15 protein-coding genes are annotated in these 13884 nt (G+C 59.4%); 3 read left to right on the top strand and 12 right to left on the bottom strand.

The features are described from left to right. Positions 1-169: transposase (locus tag AC1D2P_RS22530; protein WP_477811600.1), on the bottom strand; the 169-nt coding region annotated here is incomplete at its 3' end. 610 nt (positions 170-779) lie between these two features. On the opposite strand from AC1D2P_RS22530, the gene AC1D2P_RS22525 reads away from it, so the two are divergent. Beyond that, entirely contained in the window at positions 780-1478 is a 699-nt protein-coding gene (locus AC1D2P_RS22525; RefSeq protein ID WP_046032693.1) for an ion channel, read from the top strand. Positions 1479-1604: 126 nt separating this feature from the next. On the opposite strand, the gene AC1D2P_RS22520 is transcribed toward AC1D2P_RS22525, so the two are convergent. Next, positions 1605-1778: a DUF2986 domain-containing protein gene (locus AC1D2P_RS22520; RefSeq protein ID WP_077431725.1), complete on the bottom strand. Its 174-nt coding sequence runs from the start codon at positions 1776-1778 to the stop codon at positions 1605-1607. A gap of 165 nt (positions 1779-1943) precedes the next feature. Continuing rightward, positions 1944-3359, bottom strand: a complete 1416-nt coding sequence (locus AC1D2P_RS22515; RefSeq protein WP_477758523.1) for a DUF2252 domain-containing protein — start codon at positions 3357-3359, stop codon at positions 1944-1946. 376 nt (positions 3360-3735) lie between these two features. Between AC1D2P_RS22515 and AC1D2P_RS22510 the strand changes: the two genes are divergently transcribed. Next, positions 3736-3999, top strand: coding sequence for a hypothetical protein (locus tag AC1D2P_RS22510; protein WP_046032694.1), 264 nt, complete (start codon positions 3736-3738; stop codon positions 3997-3999). A 92-nt stretch (positions 4000-4091) separates the two neighbouring features. On the opposite strand, the gene AC1D2P_RS22505 is transcribed toward AC1D2P_RS22510, so the two are convergent. The 9 genes from AC1D2P_RS22505 to AC1D2P_RS22465 form a co-directional block, all read right to left on the bottom strand. Continuing rightward, on the bottom strand, positions 4092-5369 hold the full coding sequence (locus AC1D2P_RS22505) for a flavohemoglobin expression-modulating QEGLA motif protein (RefSeq protein ID WP_477758522.1): 1278 nt from the start codon (positions 5367-5369) through the stop codon (positions 4092-4094). A 59-nt stretch (positions 5370-5428) separates the two neighbouring features. Next, complete coding sequence (locus AC1D2P_RS22500; RefSeq protein ID WP_046032696.1) at positions 5429-6112, bottom strand: class I SAM-dependent methyltransferase; 684 nt, start codon at positions 6110-6112, stop codon at positions 5429-5431. Positions 6113-6182: 70 nt separating this feature from the next. Beyond that, entirely contained in the window at positions 6183-6764 is a 582-nt protein-coding gene (locus AC1D2P_RS22495; protein WP_046032697.1) for a hypothetical protein, read from the bottom strand. Between the two features lie 165 nt (positions 6765-6929). Continuing rightward, entirely contained in the window at positions 6930-7451 is a 522-nt protein-coding gene (locus AC1D2P_RS22490; protein ID WP_046032698.1) for a hypothetical protein, read from the bottom strand. Between the two features lie 249 nt (positions 7452-7700). Then, positions 7701-8222, bottom strand: coding sequence for a methylamine dehydrogenase light chain (locus tag AC1D2P_RS22485; RefSeq protein ID WP_218436500.1), 522 nt, complete (start codon positions 8220-8222; stop codon positions 7701-7703). 19 nt (positions 8223-8241) lie between these two features. Next, entirely contained in the window at positions 8242-8862 is a 621-nt protein-coding gene (gene mauD, locus AC1D2P_RS22480; RefSeq protein ID WP_477758521.1) for a methylamine dehydrogenase accessory protein MauD, read from the bottom strand. A 3-nt stretch (positions 8863-8865) separates the two neighbouring features. After that, the gene (locus AC1D2P_RS22475; RefSeq protein WP_077431730.1) at positions 8866-9405 is read right to left on the bottom strand and encodes a MauE/DoxX family redox-associated membrane protein; all 540 of its coding nucleotides are present in this window, start codon (positions 9403-9405) and stop codon (positions 8866-8868) included. 13 nt (positions 9406-9418) lie between these two features. Then, on the bottom strand, positions 9419-10567 hold the full coding sequence (locus tag AC1D2P_RS22470; RefSeq protein WP_109787257.1) for an amine dehydrogenase large subunit: 1149 nt from the start codon (positions 10565-10567) through the stop codon (positions 9419-9421). A gap of 430 nt (positions 10568-10997) precedes the next feature. After that, entirely contained in the window at positions 10998-12479 is a 1482-nt protein-coding gene (locus AC1D2P_RS22465) for a sensor histidine kinase (protein WP_046032703.1), read from the bottom strand. Between the two features lie 241 nt (positions 12480-12720). Between AC1D2P_RS22465 and AC1D2P_RS22460 the strand changes: the two genes are divergently transcribed. Beyond that, positions 12721-13884, top strand: coding sequence for an acyl-CoA dehydrogenase family protein (locus tag AC1D2P_RS22460; protein ID WP_046032704.1), 1164 nt, complete (start codon positions 12721-12723; stop codon positions 13882-13884).

Here is a 13884-nt window from a genome sequence, read left to right as displayed (position 1 = left end):
CAATCGACGGGCGCCCAATCGGGCTGTAGAAGTCGGCGAGGTGATGGCGCAAATCACTCAGATCGAGACACCGATCAATGCTGCGCAGAAGGTGATTGGCTGGGATGTGATCTTCAAGGTTGAACGAGTAAAACAGTCGCTCCTGCCCACTCGATAACTGTCCCATCATGCTGTGTGATCCCCCGCCGGCCAATGCAGCAATTTTGCCGCAGCCCAGACATGGGAGCTACTTTTTCAACAGAATCGGCCGTTTTCTGCCTGTCACGAGGGGCAGAAAACGACCCCAAGCGGACGGTTCGCAGAAAGTATAAAGCGAATGTTGCGCGCTTTTTACTGGGGCACTAGCTCCGACCACAAAATGCTGCGCCCGATTCCCCTCATTAGCGTTCCGTAGTCTTCAAACTTACCGACGTTGACTTCCTCTTGGCTTTTCCATGTCGCTTCACACTCCTCGCAGACCCACAGCAAGATATTCGTAGAACGGATACGCATAGCTTGGACTGAACCTTGACCGCACCTTTTGCACTCAACCGGCATTCTAATAATCTCGAATTATTTTCTGACGCAAACCAGGCCGACGTGTCCGCCTTTGGCCGTTTTTTGCCCGTCGCGAAGGACAGAAAACGACTCAGAGTTGTCTGTCAGGCTGAATCCTCTCCTATGCATTCGCGACTAGAGTTTCACTGCCGACTATTCTAAAACCAGATTCTAAAATCAGGTCCTGTTTCAACGGTACAACGTCAGGACACGAGCGCTATTTCAGCCTCTGGGAAACCGGTATGACAAGTCCGCAAGATAAAACCGAACCTGAGGAGGATTTAGCTCAGATGGTTATAGGGCTAGGGCCCTGCACCTATCTATTGCTGCTCTTACTAGGGTTGATCCTTGTGTTTCCCTTTCTTGAGGAGGGCACGTTTGCTCGCACGTTGCTCGGCATTCTGTTTTCCATCGTGCTGCTCGTGGGTGCTTTCGCCACCAGGCAGACTCGGCAAGGGTTCATCCTCAAACTGGGCCTGGCATTGCTTGGGGTTGGCCTTCAATGGGCCGCTTTGTGGGCTGAGAGCATCGCCATTCTTAACCTCGCCGGAATATCTTATGCGGCKTCTCTTGCCGTCTCGTTTAGCGCAGTGCTTAGCTATATTCTCAAGCGCGGGCCAATTACAGCCGACAAACTGCATGGCGCGCTTGCGGGGTACATCATGCTGGCCTTCGTTTGGTCCTTCGTTTATGCCCTGGTCGAGATATCCAACGCTGGCTCATTCGGCCCTGGTCACCTCGATTTCGTACAGCCCGGCACTTTCTTCAAGCTGATTTATTTTAGCCTCACGACGCTCACAACCACCGGTTACGGTGATGTTATCCCGTTGACTAACCACGCCCGCTCACTTGTGATGGTCGAAGAGTTTTCAGGCGTCTTTTACGTTGGTGTTGTGATTGCGCGGCTTGCCGGTCTTTATCCATCGAATCAGATGAAGTGACTCTCGATTTGCCTGAGCCACCTCCGACCGAATGCAAATGGCCGGTTTCAGTCCATCACCACCGGCTGCAAACAAACCCTGGTGGGTAAAAAAGAACGTTTTTACAGCTCCCGTGAGGGGCCGATATCAGCCTTGAGAGCCGCTCTCAGAGGAAATGATGACGTCTTGACCGGACTCAGCCGCAAGCTTCAATCGGTCCGCTTTACTGATGTATTTAGAGGTGTTTCGTGGTGCCAGTTTGGCGCTGGCCTTTTTGGCGTGGGCCTTCAATAACTGCTTTATTTTTTTCTGGCGGTTCATCTTTTTCAACTCGGCTCGTAAATGTTTGAATGATATCAGCTTAAGGTATTGGGCCAGACTCCCGTGGCGCGCACCGAGTGCATAACGTTACACACCTTGCGATATGGACTGGACGCGTCGGCAACTCAAGCGCACGAGGTAAAACAACGCAACGGATCTGCTTCATCACTCCTCTTCTCGAAGTGCATTAATCCGCCCTGATTTTTCTGCGGCGATAAGCGCGGCATGATCTTTCGCATTCTGATTGGCATAGGCGATGGCAAATTTGCCGATGACCTGGTCGAAGGAGTCCGACTTGCCCAAGTAACCACTGATCAGTGCCGCATCCCCGGATTTGGCGTGGGCACGCGCCAGGGTATGACCGCACCACTCGGCATACATTTTCATCCGTGCGGCGGACATGCCTTCAATGGGCGCTGACATTTTCATGTCTCGTAACTGGCGTACAAAAAAATGCCGATCGTTTTTACCGCGTGTCCAGCCCAGAAAAATGTCGCTGGAAGACTGCATCAACCGTTGCCCCGTGACCACGCGTTGCCCTTGGTTCTCGTACTCGCTCTTGCCGGCATAGGGCGCCAGTACCGAGGGGCAGGCTTCCTTGAATTGCAGGAGCAACGGGTGGTTTTCCGCGGAAAAGAACAGGCCGACGAAACAATAGGTGCCGACGCTGCCGATCCCGACCGCTTTGACTGCAATGTCCTCGAGGCGGTAACGATCGAAAAGCACGCGTCGTTCATGGGGCAGTGACAAGCGATAATCCAGCAGTGCCAAACGGACGCGCTGGTTGAAGCCTTTTTCATACACATGGAACAGTAAGGGCGGTTGATCGATCAGCCGTCGACGCCCACCCACTTCGCTGCTGATTTTTGGAAAAAGGTAATCGCCAAGACGCGTCTTGGCCTTGGCGACCACTTGCTCACGAGTTTTCTTTATTTCAGCATTGGGCGCCATATCGATGATCGCTTGGGCATCCAGGCAGTCATACCAGACCTCCAGCGGGCCCATTTTCGAAAATTTGCGCAGGCCTTCGCGGTAGGCACAAACGCATTTGGCAGCAATGGCCCGAGCGTCTTTATCGCTGAGTCGGTTATCGCGTGCGGCCACGGCAAAACTGATCGCCAGGCGTTTCACATCCCACTCCCAGGGGCCGGGGAGTGTTTCGTCGAAATCGTTGATGTCAAAAATCAGATTGCGCTCGGGTGTCGCGAACAACCCGAAGTTCATCAGGTGGCAATCCCCGCAGGCCTGAACCTCAATTCCAGTGGTCGGGATCGTGGCCAGGTCATGGGCCATCAAACCTGCAGAACCGCGCAAAAAGGTGAAGGGACTGCGCAACATGCGCCCGTAGCGCAGTGGCACCAGGTTGGGCATTCGATAGCGGTTGGACTCTTCGAGAAGCTCTATGGGGTCGCGGTGTTTGCTCGGTGGTTTCCAGACGGAGTGAACCGCATGTGGCAGACGCTCGCGTAATTGCTCACCCGCGTACAGACGCTCCTTGCGCGAGAGAAAGATTGACTCGTCACCTGTGTTTTCCGATGGCCTTGTCAGGCTGCTGGCAGGCCTGCTTTTGCGGGGGGGCATGTCCACTCCTTTGCTCAACGAAGTCAAACTTGCGCGGGCACAGGATCTGGTAATGCGACTGTTCCATCAGCCCACAGAGCGCGCGTGCACCGGTGTCCAGGAAAGCGCTAAAAGGCTATTTGTTTGAAGCGTAGCAGCTGGTAAAACCGGCGCCTGTAGAAATGAGGTGGTTGTTACAGCGGGTACTTCTGACAGTTATTCCTGCGCTCACCGACCAGCGGAAACCCGCTTCCTTGTAGGGCCGCCTACGTCGTCTATCGTTAAATTCCACCCTGTGAGGAGTGTTTTTGTTTGCACGCTACAACAGCTCCCGTCCGCCCYGTGCGATGAGTGATTGGGGCACAACGGGATCGATGACTCTGGAAGGAGGAACATCATGATTCGCAAACGTTATTTGCCTGTGTTGGTCACGCTGGCCATTGCTGCGGGCAGTTGCTGGGCGCCGACGCTGGCCTATGCGACCGACCAGGCTGACCAGCGCCGGGATTCGCGCGACACCAAGCAGGAAGGGCGCGACACTGCCCGGGAAACCAAGCAAGCCTGCAAGTCTGGCGATGAAAAGAGTCGTCCTGATTGCCGCCAGGACAAGCGCGACACCAAGCAGGACACGCGCGACACTGCGCGTGACATCAAATATTAATAATCTGGATCATGCCCCCGAGCATCGCTGGGGGGCTGAGAAGGTTGATCCTGCCGGCCATTGAATGCCGACCAGGTCTGTAGCTACCGCGATCACTGGGCGCTGGCGTTGACTTCGTGCTCGTCTGCAAAGGCCATGAGCACTTCCAGATCGAGCACATCCAGCTTGATTCGGGAGATAAACGCCGAGAAGGCCAGGTTGGCGGCGAGCAGGCGCAGGTCGCTGGCCCAGGCCGGAAGATGGGTGGGGCCCTGAAGCCAGCCTGATTCGAACAGTGGCGCCAGACGCACGGTGTCACCCAGAGTGAGGCGCCCCGCAAACAAGTGGCTCACCAGTTCCGGACGGTTGTCGCGGATGGCAATGCGCAACAGCGTGTGGACCCCGATCAATCCGGTCAAGTAAGCGGCATCCTTGGTAAACGCCGAGCCGCCCTGCAGGTTGGCGCCCCGAAAAATCCGTTGGGTGGAACGGAAAGACTCCTCTTGGGATTGCCCGGCCGCCAGAAAACCTTCGAATACCTGGATAAAATCGGCGCCATCCAGCGCTTGCTGAACCGCGAGCACGCGCAGGGCGAGGCGACGCAAGCGGTTGATGTCCATGCTGCCGGTGAACAGTTCGGCCAGCGTGGCGATGCCCTCTTGAGTCTGGGTTGTACGTGGTGCTCCCAGGCCCAGGCTTCGAAGGTTGGGTTGGCGCGCGCCGTTTTGGGCCGTGGCGACATGCACGAAGGCCTCATGCTGCAAAAGCTGATGCTTGTCCAATTCGCTAAACAGAGCACTGGTACGCAGGCGGATGCGGCTTGAGCCGGCGATGGCCTTGGCGGCCAGACTCGAATCGAGCACCACCGTGATCCGGCCCGGGCCGAAAAACCGGTCCAGTTCCGGCTGCATCCAGGCGGCGAAAGCCTCGGCCGGGATGTCGGCCTGGCTCGCTGGAATTCGGGCATTGCCCAGCAGGGCGTCAGTGGTCTTGAGGAAAAAGCGGGCCGCGTCGAGCATGCTCAGGTTCAGGCGTGGGTAGTAGAAATCCGGCCGCCGGTACAGCGCTGATGAATACTGAGTAAACGCGGGGGTGCCTATGGCGCCCAACAGGCGGCCGGCCGTGGCATAGCTTTGCGCGGTCATGGCCAGGTGATTCCCGGCCGGATGCCCCAGGTCGCAACGGCTGACAAAATCTTCCAGGGCAGCAATGTCGGTGCTGTGGTCGCGCGGGTGCAATTCGACGGTGGGCAGTTTTGCCCGTCCGCCGCGCCAATGCGCCAGGAAGCTTTCCTCGACGCCATCCGGCCAGGACAGCGCATCCAGCACGCGGATCTTGCGCGCCAGGCAGGGCAGGGCTGCATCGAGTTCGGACAGGGGCGCGGCGCTCATGGACGTCTCCTTGAGAGGCGAGGTTCAGTCGCTAAAGCTTAGTCGTTGTCGTCCCGGAATCATTTATTGTGGTCACTGCGTTTCTCGGCCACCAACAGCAACGATTGAGGCACAGGACTTTGCGGGTGCTGCGGCTCTTGCAGCGCGGCGAGGCAAAAACCGGCCATGTCCAATGCATTGAACCAACTRGACAAGGTCCGCAAATACCACGGCATGGGTTGCCATTGCCCGTTGAACCCGGCAAAGGTTTCTTCGCGCCAGCCATCCTGATAGTCGCCCGCCGCGACGCTCCATGGATGCAACGTCTGGATCACCAGCGCGCCGCCGGGGGCGAGCAGTGCGTTCATGGCGGCAAGCAGCGCAATGATGTCCTGATGCAGCAGGGCGAAGTTGGCGCAGATCAGATCGTAGTCGCGGCCGACGTCCACCTTCGCCTCCACCAGATCTGCATAGCTCGCCAAATACACTGGCGAAGCGCTCGCCGCCCGCGCGGCCTCCACCAGCGTCGCATCGCCATCCACGCCGACCGCGGTGATGCCTCGTTCAGTCAGCGCCCGCAACAACCAGCCCTCGCCACAGCCCAGGTCGAGCACGCGTTCGGGCTGGCGGCCCAGAACCGCCAGCACCATGGCCTGGTCGGTGACCTGAACGCGGCTTGCGAGGGTGCCGCTGCGAATGGCTTCGATCCAGGCGCGGGCGTTGTGGTGCCAACTCTGGAGGAGGGTGGATTCGGGATCGGGCATTTCATTGTTCGCATCGATGGGTTTGATGCAAGGATAGGACACATGCCGGTGGCGCGGGAGCCAGGGCCGGTTAAATGACGCTGCAGCAACCATAAACGAGTGCCAGCACCGCAGCGATGGCAAAGGCTCCCACTGCTTTTTCAATGGCATGGTGCGCGGGCTCGGACTCGGTCGATTGTTGCCAGAAGGGCTCTGAATACGCCGACTGTTGGGAGCGGCGTTGGGCGATGACCTTGTAGGCGTATCGCGAACTGATCAGCAGAAACAGAGCGATCAGGCTCAAGACAATCCGGCGAGTGACAACCGGTTTGAGGTCTGACTGGTATTCGTGAAGGCAGGCAGCACTCTCGACTTCCACAACGCTGATTCGCCCTAAGGCCATTGGGGACTGCTGGGCGCCAGTGTGGATGATCGGCTGTTGTTCCATGTCCAGCGCCTGATACTTCCAGAGTGTTAACGAGCCTTCCCGGCAGTAGGTGAACGTCATGGGAGTCGCCGCCGCAATAATGCAAGCGTCGTTGATGTTCAGTTTTTTCAGCGTTTGGTCAGCTGACCTTGTGAAATCGAGATCGATGACAGGAATGACCCCGTTGGCAGAAACCATGGCCGAAAAGAGCACGCTGAACGCAAGGCACACTGTTGAAGCCTTCAAGGTTAGCTTTCCTTGTTTTTCATCAACATAGGGGATGGCGTATGGAGCGGGGCTCCGCCTGATTCGATGAGTCTAGAAGACGGTTGGCCGCTGAATGAGTGATAGCAATTAAAGCGTCTAAAATGGCGTAAATGGCCTCAATAGGGGGGGTGGCGGTCGGGCGACTCAATTGCTCATTCCATCTTCGATCGCGATCCCTTGCGCGCGCATTTCCTTGATCAACTCTGCCCGTGTGCCCGGCAGGTTCAGCATGGCTTTGTGGCGTAACTCCGCAACTTCCTCCGCGCTGTAAGGCTGGTAGTTTGCTGGCGTGCTTTTGCCCGCCAGGCCGTCTTCGCGCATCAACCAGTTGAGTAGATCGGCCAACTGCGCATTGTTCAGTGCCGATTGCGACATGCCGGGCACACGCACCAGAAACTCTCGGCCCCCCGGCACCTTCAGAAAGTTGCCGACAAATCCGGTGAGCCGAGGCGTGTCATTGGCGGCCGAGCCCATGCCGTTGCCCAAGTGGCAACCAGCGCATTGCAGCTGGTAATTCACGCCAACGCCGTAGCCGGCCTCGGCGATGGGTTTTTGCGGTGCTTCGTTGCCCGGCGCATGTCGCTGCGCCGGGTCGGGAATGGCACGGGCATAGGCGAGCGGGGCGCTCATGACGCAGACCAGACCGAGAAAGAGCAACTTACGCATGACAAGCACCTCTACGGTAAAACACACGTTTATGTAGCAGCTGGCGAAGCCTGCGTCGGCCGGTCCGCGCTCGGGCGCAGCAGCCGTAAAATCAGCGCACACGGTTTTTCAGGAAGACCTTGTTCACAGGGTTTACGACTGCTTTGCCCGAGCGCGGACCGGCCGACGCAGGCTTCGCCAGCTGCTACAGGGATTGCGTTGGGCACAAAAAAAGCCGTCGATTGCGTGAGCAACCGACGGCAATGCGCGTTAAACGGCGACGCCACGGATGATCGAAACGGTGCAGTGGTAGATGTGCGATTTGGCGGCCAGGCACCAGTTCACATCGTTGTTGTTGAACGGGCGATAAGCCGGTTCTTCACTGTCGTTACGGGTGCAGGCGCACTGGGCGCAGCTTTGCTTACCGCAGCAGTCGTTGTACGAAATGATGTAGTCCTTGCCGTCCGCCGGGTTGCGGCAGGTACCGATCCAGGTCACTTGCGAGGCTTCGGTGCCGGGTGGGCAAGAGGTCACCGACCCGCCGCAGCAGCTGCACAAGAAACCGTCGATGGAGCAATAGCGCCAGTAGTCGCAGCTGTTGGGATCGCCCGGGTCACCGGCCTTCGGGTTATCGGCGGCCAGGGCTTTGCTGGTGCGGTCCAGCGGCAACAGCAGCGGCAATGCGGCACCGGCGACCATCAAGGAACCCATGCGCGACAACAATTTGCGGCGTGAGGTGGTGTCGGCCACTCGACGTGTCGAGCGCTCGAACAGCAGGTCTAGCAGTTTCATAAAAATCTCCCTGCCTTAATCAGTGGCTATGGCCGTGGCTGTGGTCGTGTGGGTGCGGCTGGCTGTTGAGGTATTCCTGCAGCGTGGACTTTTTCAGGTGCTCGACTTCGAACAGGCTGTCCAGGTGCTCGCGGGAATTGACCAGGCCTTTGGCGCGCAGGGTGCCGGACTTATCGATCAGGGCGGCGTAAGGGAGCTTGCCGATCTGATAGGTCATGCCGACTTCCGGCCCGACCACGTAGGTGGCGTCTTCCAGTTTGTGTTCGCGGATCAGCTTTTGTTGGGCGTCCATGTCGCCGTCACTGATAAACACCACGTCCAGGCGATCAGCCTGCTCCTTGGCAATGGACTTGATCGCCGGCAACAGCGATTTGCAGATCGGGCAGGTCGGCGAGAGGAAGAACAGCAGCTGATTCTTTTCGCCGGCATAACCGAAGTTCACCGGGCGACCGTTACGGTCGGACGCGGTGACTTGCGGCGCGGCTTCGTTGACCGCCACGCCTTTGTCCATCATCAGCGCCCCGGCCGGAGCCAGGCGGCCGTGCAGGACACCAATCTGACGCACCAGGCCCATGACGGCAAACGCCACGGCCGCGAGCAGAATCCAGAGCAAAATGTTGGAAACAATTAAGCCTTCCATTGATCACCTACCAATCAGTTTGAGCAGAAGAGGGGAGTTCGCCAGCAAGCCATCGGCTGCGGCGTACAGGAGCAGCGCAACGGCGCTGGCGGCAACGGTGACGAAGCCATCAAAAAAACCAAGGTCGCGAGCCATCGGCAGGGTGCTGGCCAACAGCGCCAACCCCACCAGCACGCTGTTGCGCAGCAGCAGGACCGGGCGCAGCGGTTGCGCCTGGTCCGGACCGGCACAGCCGCAGTCGATGTCGCGGCGACCGCGCCACAGGTTGATGCCAATGGCGGCGGCGTACAGCGCAATCAGGCTGGCTGCCGTCAACGCTGCCCAATGCCGGCTGACCGGCACCAGCAGCGCAAACGCGATCGCCAGTTCTACCACCGGGATCACACGGGCAACGGGACGCACCAGCGCGTCGGGCAGCAGTTGGTAGTCCGCCAACTGTTTGGCAAAGCGTGCCGGAGCGCGCACCTTGTGCGTCGCGGCACTGGCCAGCAACACCGCAATGGTGAGGGCGCAGGCAATGATGAAGATCGGATCTAAAAGCATGGCCGAACCTCGTTTAGTAGCTCATGACCTGAGTCGCGGTTTTGGCGACTTTTGGCATGCTGGCGGTGAGCTTGTTGGTCTTCAGATCAAAAATCTGCAAACCGCCCTCGACGTCGGCGCCCAGCAACAGCGGCTTGTCATCGCCAGTGGCTTGCATGCTCCAGACCGGCGCCGGCGCTTCCAGCGTCGCCACTTTTTTGTGGGTCTTGAGGTCGAACGCCCAGATCAGCGGGCTCGGGTCTTCCCACTTCATCGGTTCGTGCGCGTCATGCATCAGCACGTACAAACGGTCGAGCTTCGGCGCCACGGCCATCAACTGCCAGCCACCTGGCGCCCAACCGGCTTTCTTTTCCGCGTCGGTGGTCAACGACCACGACGGCAGGATCTTTGGCGCATCGGCCGAGAAATCCACCGGGCGAACGGTGCCGGTCGTGGTGGTGAAGTAGTACGTATCGCCGACGTTTACCGCGCGCTCGATGAGCTTTTCAGCATTCGGGTCGAAGAACGGCGTGCGGCTGCGCGCGGTTTCCTGGCCCTGATCGTTCAGCGTGATCACCTGCAAACTGCCATCGCCGCACAGCGAAGCGAAGCGACGAGCGCCGACCGGGTAGTTGAGCACGCAGCCCGGAATCGCCAGTTCGCCGGCGACCGACTTGGTCTGGGTGTCGACCACGGTCACCGACGTCGACGGCGTGAAGTTGTAGACGTAGACGAAGCGGTCATCGCTGCTGGTGCCCAAGCCAAAGCGCTGGGTCAGCGATTCGGCCCGCTTGGTCGGAATCAACAGCTCCCAGGCCGGCGCCAGGGTCGACGTGTCCCACGCGGTCAGCACATCGGTGCGCGTGCCGCGGGTGCCGCGCGAGTAAAAGATGTCGGCGCTGTAGAGGGTTTTCTTGTCGCGGCTGAGCGTCGAAGGCGCGGCAAAGCCCGTCGGCACCATACCGAGGATGCGTTTTTTGTCGGGGTCGACCACGGTGACGCGGCCAGCCACGAAACTGTCGAATTCGACGTCGACGATATACGCCCGGTGAGCTTCTGGCGGAAACGCCAAAACGGTCTGGCCGATGGTGTCAGCCGGCAGGTCTGCACGGGCGCTGGTCAAGCCGAGTACAAGCAGGCTCAGACCTAGCGCTGACTGTACGTTGATCCTGTTGGTTCGCATTAGGGGAACTCCCTGAATTGTTATTCACGCAGATCGCGGGTGCTTGGGCAGATTTTTACAATTCGATTCTGCCTCGCCGGGAAACCCCTGGAATTGCTGTGGCTGCCAAGTGTTTGTGTGTCTGTGCCAGTCGCGGAAAACCGGCGAAAAGCACTGCAAACGCGGCGCACCTGTGGCTTCTGCCGAAGCCTGCAACGCGGCATACCTGTAGCAGCTGCCGAAGGCTGCAACGCGGCATACCTGTAGCAGCTGCCGAAGCCTGCAACGCGGCATACCTGTAGCAGCTGCCGAAGGCTGCGTCCGGCTGCGAAGCAGTCGTAAACCCTGATGACACGGTCCCTCTGACACACCGCGCGCTCTGGTTTTACGACTGCTGCGCAGCCGGACGCAGCCTTCGGCAGCTGCTACAGGCCGGCGTGGGATTTGGGTGTCAGGCGGGGTTTGCGAGGGGAAGGGAGAAGGTAAATACCGCGCCGCAAGGCTCCAGGTTTTGCGCCCAGATATCCCCGCGATGGCGGCCGATGATGTTTTTACACAACGCCAGGCCAATGCCGTTGCCGCTGACTTTGGACGAGAAGAACCCGTCGAAGAGTTTCTCTTGCGCCTGGGCCTGGATGCCGCGACCGCAGTCTTCAATGCGCACCAACGCAACCTCGTTGTCGGCGCTGGCATGAATGCGCAGCACGCGTCGTTCCGGCGGTAAATCGCTCATCTCTTCAATGGCATTAAAGGCCAGATTCAGGATGACCTGTCCGATCAACACCTTCTCGCAACTGATCAGCAGCGGTTCAGGGCTGGTGACGATCTCGACCTTGATCAGGCTCGGGTCGGCACGCAGGCTGATGAAATACTGGGAATCGCGTAGCAGCTCATTGAGGTCGATCAGCTCTTCGGATTGCTCCAGCTTGACCACGTATTCACGCACGCTCTTGATGATCACCGACGCATGCTCGATTTGCCGCACCGCGTTCTGCAAACCCCAGGCCACGCCTTGCTCGGTGGTGTCAGCATGGCCCAGACGGATCACCGCGCCTTCGATGAAGTTGCGCGTGGCCGCCAACGGTTGACTCAACTCATGGGCAATCGCCACGGCCATTTCGCCCATGGCGTTATAGCGCGCCAGGTATTCAAGCTTTTGCTCACTAACCCGCCGCGCTTCTTCGGCTTGCACCTGTTCGGTGACGTCGCGAAACAGCAGCAGATGCCCGACCAGATCATCTTCAATTTCAATAAAACGACACGTTGCCTCATGCCAGCGCCATTCACCGTCACGTCGCTGCACGTGGTAGTGGACGCTGAAGGGCGCGTGCTCGGGTGTCTCGCCGGCCAACTGTTGCAACAGGCGCTGGCGCGAATCGTCGTCGCACCAGGTCAGGAAATTTTCACCGATCAGCGCCGGCTCCTCGCTGTGCAGCAAGTGCGCACCGGAGTCGCTGATAAAACGAATCTCACCGTCCGGCCCGAGCACCGCCACCCCTTCGGCCAGGTCCTGCATAAAAGCCTTGAGGCGACTTTCGAAGCGCTTGAGGTCGCGCTTGACCCGGTCTTCCTTGGAGATGTCGCGGAACTGCACCATCAGTACATCGCGACCTTCCAGGTGCACCAGCGTCGCCACCGCCTCGGAGAGAATTTCCACGCCTTGCTTGGAGCGATAACACCACTCGATGGCGCGCTGACCCGTGCGCGCGGCGCCTTCCAGCCAGCGCAAACCCACCGAACGTCGGTATTTGGGCTCATTGCGGGTCATGTCCGGGGCTTTGAGCGGCGTCAGTTCTTCCAGGGTAAAGCCGAGCGCCGCCAGGGCCGCGGCGTTGGCCCACAGGATCTCCTTGCTCTGCGCGTCGTGAAGAATGATGCACAACGGCATGGCTTCGATGAGGGTGTAGAAGTCATTCGGTTTTGGCAGGTACATCGCGCAGCCCTTGACGACGGAGGGATCCACTACGGGTGAGGTAGAAGTATGGCGTTTTATACCGGCTTGCGCTTCGGGATGCGCTCAGAGGTAACCCGCCTGGGCCTAGGGGTTTTCTTTAGCAGGGAGGCTACACGCACCAATAGTGGCGAGCGGATGCGGTTTTTACACTGAACCCATCAACGGTCGCCTCGCCCCGAGGCAGGCTCCGTCTAATAACAAGTCAACGGAGAAGAAGCCCATGCTGCGTTCAGCTACCGCGCAGAAAGACCCTCTGCCAGGCGTCGACGACACCAGCGTCCACTGCCAGGAATTTCAGCGGGTGCTGGATGAAGTGCGCCAACGTCGCGATGAATTCGACGCCGGCTCCCATGTGCCACGGGACATGATCGAGCGCTTCAAGCAAGTGGGCATCTACCGCGCCGCCACGCCGAAATGCTTCGGCGGCGATGCGCTGGCCCCCGCGCTGTTCCTGCAGATGATCGAACGCATTTCTGAAGCCGACGGGTCCGCCGGCTGGGTGGCGAGCTTCGGCAGTGCCGGTGTTTATCTCGCTGCGTTGCCGCCAGAAACCCTCGCTGAAATCTACGCGGACAGTCCTGATCTGGTGTTCGCCGGCGGCCTGTTCCCGTTGCAACCGGCGGAAGCGGTTGATGGCGGCTGGCAGGTCAACGGCACCTGGAAATTCGCCAGCGGCTGCAAAGGCGCCGACCTGCTCGGTGTCGGCATCGGCGCGGCCGGCGGCAAGCCACGCACCGCTGTGTTCCGTGCGGATCAGGTCGACATCATCGAGAACTGGGACGTGGTCGGCCTCAAAGGCACCGGTAGCCACGACCTGCGCGTCACCGACAAACACGTCGATGAGCGCTGGACCTTCATCCGTGGCGGTGCTGCCACCATCGACGAGCCGTTGTTCCGCTATCCCTCGATTGCCTACGCTGCGCAAGTGCTGGCCGTGGTCAACCTCGGTCTGGCCCGCGCCGCCCTCGACGAAGTCAGCAGCATGGCCGCCGGCAGCGGCATCACAGGCGCGCCGAAGATGGCTGACCGCGCTTACGTGCGGATTGAAATCGCCAAGGCCGAAGCGCAACTGGCCGCCGCACGCGGGTTCTTCTACAACGCCACCGAGCAGGTGTGGAACTCGATCCTCGCCGGCAACCCGGTCACGCCAGAGCAAACCAGCCTGCTGCGCCTGTCCGCCATTCACGTGTCCCAGGCCGGTGCGGCCGTGGTGCAGAGCGCATACAGCCTGGCCGGCACCACCGCCATTTATCTGCGCCATCCACTGCAGCGCTACCTGCGCGATTCGATGGTGGTCACCCAGCACGCATTTCTCAGTGAAGGCCTGTACGACGGCGCCGGTTCGGTGTTCCTCGGTGTGCCGCCATTCCCTGGCTACATCTGA

This window comes from Pseudomonas sp. P1_F1_2 (assembly GCF_056405815.1).
The sequence above is the reverse complement of the archived record's forward strand: the minus strand, read 5'-3'. Positions and strand labels throughout refer to the sequence as shown.

Bases quoted from the DNA above. Each gene is read 5' to 3' on its own strand.
- AC1D2P_RS22515 (WP_477758523.1), bottom strand. From the start codon at position 3,359: ATGCCCCCCCGCAAAAGCAGGCCTGCCAGCAGCCTGACAAGGCCATCG.
- AC1D2P_RS22470 (WP_109787257.1), bottom strand. From the start codon at position 10,567: ATGCGAACCAACAGGATCAACGTACAGTCAGCGCTAGGTCTGAGCCTG.
- AC1D2P_RS22460 (WP_046032704.1), top strand. From the start codon at position 12,721: ATGCTGCGTTCAGCTACCGCGCAGAAAGACCCTCTGCCAGGCGTCGAC.
- AC1D2P_RS22465 (WP_046032703.1), bottom strand. From the start codon at position 12,479: ATGTACCTGCCAAAACCGAATGACTTCTACACCCTCATCGAAGCCATG.
- AC1D2P_RS22475 (WP_077431730.1), bottom strand. From the start codon at position 9,405: ATGCTTTTAGATCCGATCTTCATCATTGCCTGCGCCCTCACCATTGCG.
- AC1D2P_RS22505 (WP_477758522.1), bottom strand. From the start codon at position 5,369: ATGAGCGCCGCGCCCCTGTCCGAACTCGATGCAGCCCTGCCCTGCCTG.
- AC1D2P_RS22510 (WP_046032694.1), top strand. From the start codon at position 3,736: ATGATTCGCAAACGTTATTTGCCTGTGTTGGTCACGCTGGCCATTGCT.
- AC1D2P_RS22485 (WP_218436500.1), bottom strand. From the start codon at position 8,222: ATGAAACTGCTAGACCTGCTGTTCGAGCGCTCGACACGTCGAGTGGCC.
- AC1D2P_RS22490 (WP_046032698.1), bottom strand. From the start codon at position 7,451: ATGCGTAAGTTGCTCTTTCTCGGTCTGGTCTGCGTCATGAGCGCCCCG.
- mauD (WP_477758521.1), bottom strand. From the start codon at position 8,862: ATGGAAGGCTTAATTGTTTCCAACATTTTGCTCTGGATTCTGCTCGCG.
- AC1D2P_RS22520 (WP_077431725.1), bottom strand. From the start codon at position 1,778: ATGAACCGCCAGAAAAAAATAAAGCAGTTATTGAAGGCCCACGCCAAA.